This window comes from Duganella aceris, from assembly GCF_011090165.1.
Lineage (GTDB): Bacteria > Pseudomonadota > Gammaproteobacteria > Burkholderiales > Burkholderiaceae_D > Rugamonas > Rugamonas aceris.
This window is the reverse complement of record NZ_JAADJT010000001.1, coordinates 409,713-419,390: the sequence shown is the minus strand read 5'-3', so window position 1 is coordinate 419,390 and position 9,678 is coordinate 409,713. Positions and strand designations below refer to the sequence as shown.

Annotated in this window: 6 protein-coding genes; 5 read left to right on the top strand and 1 reads right to left on the bottom strand. The window is 62.3% G+C overall.

The features are described 5' to 3' along the window. Positions 1–65 precede the first annotated feature (65 nt). From fusA to rpsJ, 3 genes are all read left to right on the top strand, one after another. The gene (gene fusA / locus GW587_RS01895) at positions 66–2,171 is read left to right on the top strand and encodes an elongation factor G (protein ID WP_166097859.1); all 2,106 of its coding nucleotides are present in this window, start codon (positions 66–68) and stop codon (positions 2,169–2,171) included. 69 nt (positions 2,172–2,240) lie between these two features. Further along, entirely contained in the window at positions 2,241–3,431 is a 1,191-nt protein-coding gene (gene tuf / locus GW587_RS01890; RefSeq protein ID WP_166097857.1) for an elongation factor Tu, read from the top strand. A gap of 126 nt (positions 3,432–3,557) precedes the next feature. Then, positions 3,558–3,875 carry a 30S ribosomal protein S10 gene (rpsJ, locus tag GW587_RS01885; RefSeq protein WP_010394389.1) on the top strand — a complete coding sequence of 106 codons (318 nt, stop codon included), beginning with the start codon at positions 3,558–3,560 and terminating at the stop codon, positions 3,873–3,875. Positions 3,876–3,950: 75 nt separating this feature from the next. Here the strand turns inward: rpsJ and GW587_RS01880 are convergent, their stop codons facing one another. Next, positions 3,951–5,225, bottom strand: coding sequence for an ROK family transcriptional regulator (locus GW587_RS01880; protein WP_166097854.1), 1,275 nt, complete (start codon positions 5,223–5,225; stop codon positions 3,951–3,953). A gap of 337 nt (positions 5,226–5,562) precedes the next feature. On the opposite strand from GW587_RS01880, the gene GW587_RS01875 reads away from it, so the two are divergent. Together GW587_RS01875 and GW587_RS01870 are read left to right on the top strand one after the other, a co-directional pair. Beyond that, positions 5,563–8,538, top strand: a complete 2,976-nt coding sequence (locus tag GW587_RS01875) for a TonB-dependent receptor (protein WP_229259251.1) — start codon at positions 5,563–5,565, stop codon at positions 8,536–8,538. 66 nt (positions 8,539–8,604) lie between these two features. Next, on the top strand, positions 8,605–9,642 hold the full coding sequence (locus GW587_RS01870; RefSeq protein ID WP_166097850.1) for a cupin-like domain-containing protein: 1,038 nt from the start codon (positions 8,605–8,607) through the stop codon (positions 9,640–9,642). The last annotated feature ends 36 nt before the right edge of the window (positions 9,643–9,678 follow it).

Here is a 9,678-nt window from a genome sequence, read left to right as displayed (position 1 = left end):
CCGGGCTCATTTTTTATCCAAAAAATGGTGCTCGGTTTTGTCCATTCAAAGATTTAGGAATAATTATGGCCCGCAAGACTCCCATCGAGCGCTACCGCAATATCGGTATTTCCGCTCACATCGATGCAGGTAAGACCACCACCACCGAACGCGTCCTGTTCTACACCGGCGTGAACCACAAGATCGGTGAAGTTCACGATGGCGCCGCCACCATGGACTGGATGGAACAGGAACAAGAGCGCGGTATCACCATTACCTCGGCTGCGACCACCTGCTTCTGGAAAGGGATGGCTAACAATTTCCCTGAGCACCACATCAACATCATCGATACCCCAGGCCACGTCGACTTCACCATCGAAGTGGAACGTTCGATGCGCGTGCTGGACGGCGCATGCATGGTTTACTGCGCAGTGGGCGGTGTTCAGCCACAGTCGGAAACCGTATGGCGTCAGGCCAACAAGTACAAAGTGCCACGTCTGGCCTTCGTCAACAAGATGGACCGTACCGGCGCCAACTTCTTCAAGGTCTACGAGCAGATGCGCGCTCGCCTGAAGGCGAACCCGGTCCTGATCCAGATCCCGATCGGCGCTGAAGAAAACTTCAAAGGCGTGATCGATCTGGTCAAGATGAAAGCGATCCTGTGGGACGAAGCGTCGCAAGGCATGAAGTTCGACTACGTCGAAATCCCTGCCGAGCTGGCCGCATCGGCCGCCGAGTGGCGCGAGAAGATGGTTGAAGCCGCTGCTGAAGCCACCGAAGAACTGATGAACAAGTACCTGGAAGAGGGCGACCTGTCCGAAGCCGAAATCAAGAAAGCGCTGCGTGATCGCACCATCGCTTCCGAGATCGTGCCGATGATGTGCGGTACCGCTTTCAAGAACAAGGGCGTGCAAGCCATGTTGGACGCGGTCATCGAATACCTGCCGTCGCCACTGGACATCGAAGACGTCGGCGGTACCGACGAGGACGAACAGCCAACCACCCGCCGTCCTGCGGACGACGAGAAGTTCTCGGCGCTGGCGTTCAAGATCATGACCGACCCGTTCGTCGGTCAGCTGGCCTTCTTCCGCGTGTACTCGGGCGCCATCAATTCGGGCGACACCGTGTACAACTCGGTCAAGGGTCGTAAAGAGCGTCTGGGTCGTATTCTGCAGATGCACGCGAATCAGCGCGAAGAGATCAAAGAAGTGCGCGCCGGCGACATCGCCGCCGCGGTTGGTCTGAAAGACGTGACCACCGGCGAAACCCTGTGCGATCCGACCTCGATCATCGTTCTGGAAAAAATGATCTTCCCGGAGCCGGTGATTCAACAGGCTGTGGAACCGAAGACCAAGGCCGACCAGGAAAAAATGGGTCTGGCACTGAACCGTCTGGCGCAGGAAGATCCATCGTTCCGCGTCAAGACCGATGAAGAATCGGGCCAGACCATCATCGGTGGTATGGGCGAGCTGCACCTGGAAATTATCGTTGACCGCATGAAGCGCGAATTCGGCGTCGAAGCGACCGTCGGCAAGCCACAAGTGGCTTACCGCGAAACGATCCGCAAGACCTGCGAAGAATCCGAAGGCAAGTTCGTCAAGCAATCGGGTGGTCGTGGTCAATACGGTCACGTGGTTCTGAAGATCGAACCGCAAGAACCAGGCAAGGGCTTCGAATTCGTTGACGCGATCAAGGGCGGTACCGTTCCTCGCGAATACATCCCTGCGGTGGAAAAAGGCGTGCGCGGCACCCTGAACACCGGTGTTCTGGCCGGCTACCCAGTGGTCGACGTCAAGGTCACGCTGTTCTTCGGTTCGTACCACGATGTGGACTCGAACGAAAACGCGTTCCAGATGGCCGCTTCGATGGCATTCAAAGAAGGCTGCCGTAAAGCGTCGCCAGTCATTCTGGAGCCGATGATGGCTGTGGAAGTGGAAACGCCGGAAGACTACGCCGGTACCGTGATGGGCGATCTGTCGTCCCGCCGCGGTATGGTGCAGGGCATGGACGAGATCCCAGGCGGCGGTGGCAAGATCATCAAAGCTGAAGTGCCTCTGTCGGAAATGTTCGGTTACTCGACCACCCTGCGTTCCGCAACGCAAGGTCGTGCTACCTACACGATGGAATTCAAGCACTACTCGGAAGCGCCTAAGCACGTTATCGACGCGATCGTCACTGCTAAAGCTAAGTAATTTTTGTATTTTGCGGTCGGGGCGATCCCCCGGCCGCATATTTAAAACATTGTTCTAAGGAAGAATAAAATGGCAAAAGGTAAATTCGAACGGACTAAGCCGCACGTCAACGTTGGCACCATCGGTCACGTCGACCACGGTAAAACCACCCTGACCGCAGCGATCGCTACCGTTCTGTCGAAGAAATTCGGCGGCGAAGCTAAAGCATACGACCAGATCGATGCGGCACCGGAAGAAAAAGCACGCGGCATCACCATCAACACCGCCCACGTCGAGTACGAAACCGCAGCGCGTCACTACGCTCACGTTGACTGCCCAGGCCACGCCGACTACATCAAAAACATGATCACCGGCGCGGCACAGATGGACGGCGCGATCCTGGTGTGCTCCGCAGCTGACGGCCCAATGCCACAGACCCGCGAACACATCCTGCTGGCCCGCCAGGTTGGCGTTCCATACATCGTCGTGTTCCTGAACAAGTGCGATCTGGTCGACGACGAAGAGCTGCTGGAACTGGTCGAAATGGAAGTTCGCGAGTTGCTGTCGAAATACGAGTTCCCAGGCGACGACCTGCCAATCATCAAAGGTTCGGCACGTAAAGCACTGGACGGCGACACCGGTCCTCTGGGCGAGCAAGCCATCATGGCTCTGGCCGACGCACTGGACAGCTACATCCCTACGCCAGAGCGCGCAGTCGATGGCGCCTTCCTGATGCCAGTGGAAGACGTGTTCTCGATCTCGGGTCGCGGCACCGTGGTTACCGGTCGCGTTGAGCGCGGTATCGTCAAAGTCGGCGAAGAAATCGAAATCGTCGGCATCACCGACACCGTCAAGACCACTTGCACCGGCGTGGAAATGTTCCGCAAGCTGCTGGACCAGGGTCAAGCCGGCGACAACGTCGGTCTGCTGCTGCGCGGCACCAAGCGTGAAGACGTACAGCGTGGTCAGGTTCTGGCGAAGCCAGGCTCGATCAAGCCGCACGCGCACTTCACCGGCGAGATCTATGTTCTGTCGAAAGACGAAGGCGGCCGTCACACCCCGTTCTTCAACAACTATCGTCCACAGTTCTACTTCCGTACCACCGACGTGACCGGTTCGATCGAACTGCCAGCGGACAAAGAAATGGTTATGCCAGGCGATAACGTGTCGATCACCGTCAAGCTGATCAACCCGATCGCGATGGAAGAAGGTCTGCGCTTCGCCATCCGCGAAGGTGGCCGTACCGTTGGTGCAGGCGTTGTAGCAAAGATCCTGGCTTAATTTTTAAGCTGGATTGAAACAGGGTCGGCATGGTGTGATACCATGTCGGCCCTAATCGCAGTAAATCGTTCTTTTAAACATTGCTGGCGCTACATAGTTGCCAGTTCGTTCTTTTGAGGAATTATCATGTCCGCACCAAACCAGAAAATCCGCATTCGCCTGAAGGCATTCGATTACAAGCTGATCGACCAGTCCGCACTGGAAATCGTTGAGACCGCCAAGCGCACCGGCGCTGTGGTCAAAGGCCCAGTCCCACTGCCAACCCGTATTCAGCGTTTCGACGTTCTGCGTTCGCCACACGTCAACAAGACCTCGCGCGACCAGTTCGAAATCCGCACCCACCAGCGCCTGATGGACATCGTCGACCCAACCGACAAGACCGTTGACGCGCTGATGAAGCTGGACCTGCCAGCTGGCGTTGATGTCGAAATCAAACTGCAATAATCGTATTCAGCCGGCGGCGCGAGTCGCCAGCTGAGGAGGGGCCGGACGTGCGAACGTCCGGCCCCTTTTTTTCGCCTAGCTCCAGGCCCAGATGCCGGCCGCCAGCGCCGGCGGCAGTTCGGCCACCTTGCTGTGGCCGCGCCGTGCCGTGCCCTGGCCGACAAAGGGGCGCATCAGGTAGTGGCGCACCATCGCCGCGCCGCCGATGGCGATGGCGTTGACGCCGAAATGCGGCGTGCGGATGGTCGGCGCCGGCAGCAGCGTGGCGCTGGCGCAATCCTGCAGCACTTGCCGCCCCGGCGCGATGAAACGCTCGCCCAGCCGCAGTGCGGCGCCGCCGATGACGATGCACATCGGGTCGAACGCCACCCACAAATTATTCAACAGCACGCCCAGATTGCGGCCGGCCGCCTGCACCGCGCGCACCGCGTCCGGTTCGCCGGCTTCCGATTGCGCGAACAGCCGCTCCAGTTGTTCCGGCCCGGCCGTGCCCAGCTTGCCGTAGACCTCGTCCATCAAGGCTTGCAGGCCGATCAGCGCGTCGGCGCAACCGCGCCGGCCGCACGAGCACGGCGGTCCGCCCTGTTGCAGGATGGTGTGGCCGACCTCGCCGGCGAATCCGTACAGCCCGGTCAGCAAGCGGCCGTTGACGATGATGCCGGCGCCGACGCCGTAGCCGATGCTCAGGTAGATCAGCGGATCGGTGCCGGCCTGGCCGGAAAATTCCAGCTCGGCCAGCGCCGCCACGTTCGCTTCGTTCTGGATGAACAGCGGCAGTTCGGCCAACGCGCTGCCGGCGAAGCCGGCGCGCAGCTGCGCCGCCACGTCGACGTTGCGCCAGCCCAGGTGGGGCGCGTAGTGCAGCACGCCGGTGGCGTCGTCGACCACGCCGTGCAGGCCGATGCCCACGCCCAGCACGGTGCGTCCGTCCAGCTCGCCGCCGGCGCGCGCCAGCTCCAGCAGCGCGGCCGCCATCAGGCCGATGCAGGCGGCGGTGTCGGCGGCGTCGGTGTAGGGGATGGCGCGTTCGGCCAGCACATTGCCCAGCAAATCGGTGGCCACCACGCGCGCCGCGCCGATGCCGAGGTCGGCGCCCAGCAGCGCCAGGCGGGTGCCGTCGATATGCAGCGGGGTGGCGCGCCGGCCCAGCGCGCCGGTGGCCAGCAGTTCGCTCTCCATCAGCCAGCCTTCGTCCAGCAATTCGCGCACCAGCAGACTGACGGTGGACTTGGTCAGGCCGACCGCCTCCGCCAGCGCCGCGCGCGACAAGCCGGGCGCGCCGCACAGTTGCCGCACCAGCGCCATGCGGTTGATTTGCTTGAGTAATTGCTGGTCGCCGGCGACGATCATAGGACCATATTCGAGAGTAGGGGGTCTCGGGATCATACACCAAGCCCGGAATATCGACTATTGCTCACCTTGCGAGGGCATTTTGCTCGCGGTTTGCCCGCATGTGGTGCGAACTTACAACATTGCCCGGAATCGGTGCGGCGAATTCGTTCGATCAATTGACGAATGCCTTTATTTCTCATATCCTGAATTTGCCTTATTCATTTGTCATTCGATGAATGAAGTCCCAAGTCTTGCCGCAGTTCTGTAGTGCCTCGACTTCCGACGTGCCCTCGACCCTGCTCGATCAGTGTCGGATATATAAATAATAAATTAGGAGATGAAGTTGCGTAAAACTATGAAAACGATTTCAGGACAACCGCTGAGCAATCGGCGCCTGATCAGCCTGGCGGTCGCCAGCGCCTGCGCCGCCTTCGTGCCGGCCCACGCCCAAGACGCGGTCGCCACCGACCCCGCCGTGGGGACGCAAGTCGTCGTGACCGGCATCCGCGCCAGTCTGCAGTCGACGATGAACATGAAGCGCAACGCCGACGGCATCGTCGACGGCATCGTCGCCGACGACATCGGCAAGTTCCCGGACACCAACCTGGCCGAGTCGCTGCAGCGCATTTCCGGCGTCTCGATCGACCGCAGCAACGGCGAGGGCCAGAAGGTCACCGTGCGCGGCCTGGGTCCGGACTTCAACCTGGTGCTGCTGAACGGCCGCCAGATGCCGACCACCGACCTGAGCGACCTGTCCGGCCGCTCGTTCGACTTCTCCAACCTGGCGTCGGAAGCGATCTCGCAGCTGCAGGTCTACAAGACCGGCCGCGCCGACAGCCCGACCGGCGGCATCGGCGCCACCATCAACGTGATGACCGCGCGTCCGCTGGACAATCCCGGCCTGCGCGCCAGCGTCGGCATCAAGGCGGTCAAGGACACCTCCAACGACCACCTGCCGGGCATGCTCAAGGGCGACAGCGTCACCCCCGAAGCCTCCGGCATCTACAGCAACACCAGCGCCGACGGCCGCTTCGGCATCGCCGTCAGCGCCAGCCACCAGCGCCGCGATTCCGGCTTCAACCGCGCCGGCCTGGCCAACGGTTACCAGGGTCCGTACCTGGGCTCGGACACCACCGCCGGCTCGACGCTGCCGCAGCCCGGCCAGCCCGGCTCGCAGAACATCACCAACCGTCCCGGCCCGAACGACCTGTACTCGATCCCGCAGAACTTCGGCTACAGCGTCAACGCCATCGAACGCGAGCGCACCAACGGCCAGCTGGTGCTGCAATTCCGTCCGGTCAAGGAACTGACCACCACGCTGGACCTGACCTACTCGGAACAAAAAATCCACACCAAGCGTAACGAGCTGAGCGTCTGGTTCGGCCAGACCCCGACCTCGACCAGCACCTGGCCGGGCGGCCACGTGCAGGCGCCGCTGACCTACCAGGAAACCTACCAGACGCCGCAGGACATCTCGGTGGTCGGCGGCGACTACGCCACCAAGACCAAGAACCAGTCGGTCGGCTTCAACGCCGTGTGGAAGGCCACCTCCGATCTGCGCGTCGAGTTCGATGCGCACCACTCGACCGCCGAGTCCGGCGCGGACAGCCCGTTCGGCACCGAGAACAACCTGTCCAACGCCAGCTTCAGCCGCGGCAACACCAAGATCGACTTCACCAAGGAGTTGCCGGTGCTGAGCATGCCGGCCGCCGACCTGGTGAACCAGCCGATCCAGGCCGCCGGTTCGTGGTTCCACAACAGCTGGCAGAAAGCCACCATCAACCAGGCGCAGGCCAAAGGCAACCTGAAGTTGTTCGAAGCGTCCGACCTGAACTTCGGCGTCAGCTACACCGATTCGACCAACCGCTCGACCTACTCCAACGTGCAGAACAACACCTGGGGCGGCGCCACCAAGCCTTCCGACTACCCTGGCAGCATCTTCCAGGCCAACCCGCTGGGTTCGTACTTCAAGCAGCTGGGCGGCCACGACGCGCCTGAGCTGTTCGGTTCGCTGTACACCTTCGACTTCGCCACGCTGCGCGCGCTGACCGCCAAGGCCACCGGCAACGCCGCCGGCTACCTGCCGAACTTCGCCAGCTCCGACACCGACCGCGAACTGAAAGAGAAATCCAGCTCCGGCTACGTGTCGTTCGGCACCGACTGGGATACCGCGATTCCGTTCCACTCGGCGCTGGGCGTGCGCTTCGAGCGCACCAAGGTCACCTCGGTGGCGCAGGTATTGCCGGGCACGGCCGTGGTGTGGGGCTCGCAGAACGAGTTGCCGATCACCTTCGCCGGCAGCTCGTACAGCACCCAGGACGCCTCGTACACCAACGTGTTGCCGAGCCTGAATCTGGACTTCGACCTGCGTTCCGACATGAAGCTGCGCGCCAGCGCCGGCACCACCATCGGCCGGCCGCGCTACGACCAGCTGCAGGGCGGTCTGTCGCTGGGCACGATCGTCAACTACTTCACCGGCGGCACGGCCTCGGTCGGCAACCCGGCGCTGAAACCGGTCAAGTCGAAGAATCTGGACTTGTCGTGGGAGTGGTATTACAGCCAGCAAAGCCTGATGTCGCTGGCGGCCTTCCACAAGACCATGGACAACTACGCCGGTCAGACGCTGGTGTCGCAGAATCTGTATAACCTGCACACGCCGGTCGGCGGCGCCTACTACAAGGCGGCGATCGGCTCCGGTTGTACGGTGGCGGACACCAATTGCATCCGCAATTACATCCTCAACACCTACGACGGCCAGCCGGGCGTGGTGAAGACCGGCGTCAAGTCGGACGGCAATCTGAACGGCACCATCACCGGCCTGCCGACCGATCCGCTGGCCAACTTCCTGACCACCACCTATGCCAACCAGAAATCGGCCACCGTCAAGGGCGCCGAAATCAACGTGCAGCATATGTTCGCCAACACCGGTTTCGGCGTGCAGGCCAACTACACCTACGTCAGTTCGCCGACCAAGTACGACAACGCCAACACCAACGACCAGTTCGCCATTCTGGGGCTGAGCAATTCGGCCAACCTGGTGGGGATCTACGAGGATGCCAAGTGGTCGGTGCGGATCGCCTACAACTGGCGCGACAAGTTCCTGGCCTCGACGGTCGACGGCGGCGGCCGCGCGGCGCCGGTGTACACCGACAGTTATGGCCAGACCGACGTCAGCATTGGCTACAATTACAATCAGAACCTCAGCTTCCAGCTCGAGGCGATCAATCTGACCAACGCCACCCAGCGTCAGTTTGGCCGCACCGAAGCGGCGACCTTGAACGTGACGCAGAACGGTCCGCGTTACATGGTCGGCGCGCGCTATAAGTTCTGATGCCTGATGTGTAAGTAGTCCGGCAGGCCGTCGCCGTTGCGACGGCCTGTTTTCATGAGAGAGTCCATGTCACCGAATCCTTCCGCGATCACGGAGATCGACTGCGAGCGCAGCCTGCGTTTGCGCGGCGACGGCAGCCAGCCGCTGCCCGACGAGATCCTGACTTCGACCGTGCCGCTGGTGTTGCGCGGGCTGGTGGCCGACTGGCCGCTGGTGCGCGCCGCGCGCGCGTCGGCGCACGAGGCCGAGGCCTACCTGCGCCGCTTCCACCGCGACGCCACCGTGCTGGCCACCCACGCCGTGCCCGAGGCAGGCGGGCGCATCTTCTACAACGACGATCTGAGCGGCTTCAACTTCAGCGCGCAGATGGTCCGCTTCGACCAGGTGCTGGAGGCGCTGCGGGCGCATCTGGACGACGCCGCGCCGCCGACCTTTTACGTCGGTTCGACCACGGTCGACACCTGCCTGCCGGGCTTGCGCGCCGAGAACGACCTGAACTTCGGCGGCCGCGAGCCGCTGGCCAGCATCTGGATCGGCAACCGCACCCGCATTCCGGCGCATTACGACGTGCCGGACAACCTGGCCTGTGTCGCGGCCGGGCGGCGCCGCTTCACGCTGTTCCCGCCCGAGCAGCTGAAGAATCTGTACGTCGGTCCGCTGGACTTCACGCCGGCCGGGCAATCGGTCAGCCTGGTCGACCTGGAGCGGCCGGACCTGGAGCGTTTTCCGCTGTTTGCCGAGGCGCTGCGGCACGCGCAGTCGGCCGAGCTGGGGCCGGGCGACGCACTGTTCATCCCCAGCATGTGGTGGCACCACGTCGAGGGGCTGGAACCGTTCAACATCCTGATCAATTATTGGTGGCGCCAGTCGCCGGCGTGGATGGACACGCCGTTCAACACGCTGATGCTGGCGCTGATGACGCTGCGCGATTTGCCGCCGGCGCAGCGCGCGGCGTGGAAGGAGATCTTCCGCCACTACGTGTTCGACAGCGACGGCGGCGAGGCGGCGCATATCCCGCCGGCCGCGCGCAGCGTGCTGGCGCCGCTGGACGACACCGGCGCGCGCATGCTGCGGGCGCAGATCCTCAAGCGCTTGAACCGTTAGCTTATTAGTCTCTGCAGTCCGAGAGGGGGAGGGGCG

What these genes read in the sequence shown, in the direction of transcription:
- fusA (WP_166097859.1), top strand. Translation starts at nt 66, where the DNA reads ATGGCCCGCAAGACTCCCATCGAGCGCTACCGCAATATCGGTATTTCC.
- tuf (WP_166097857.1), top strand. Translation starts at nt 2,241, where the DNA reads ATGGCAAAAGGTAAATTCGAACGGACTAAGCCGCACGTCAACGTTGGC.
- rpsJ (WP_010394389.1), top strand. Translation starts at nt 3,558, where the DNA reads ATGTCCGCACCAAACCAGAAAATCCGCATTCGCCTGAAGGCATTCGAT.
- GW587_RS01880 (WP_166097854.1), bottom strand. Translation starts at nt 5,225, where the DNA reads ATGATCGTCGCCGGCGACCAGCAATTACTCAAGCAAATCAACCGCATG.
- GW587_RS01875 (WP_229259251.1), top strand. Translation starts at nt 5,563, where the DNA reads ATGAAAACGATTTCAGGACAACCGCTGAGCAATCGGCGCCTGATCAGC.
- GW587_RS01870 (WP_166097850.1), top strand. Translation starts at nt 8,605, where the DNA reads ATGTCACCGAATCCTTCCGCGATCACGGAGATCGACTGCGAGCGCAGC.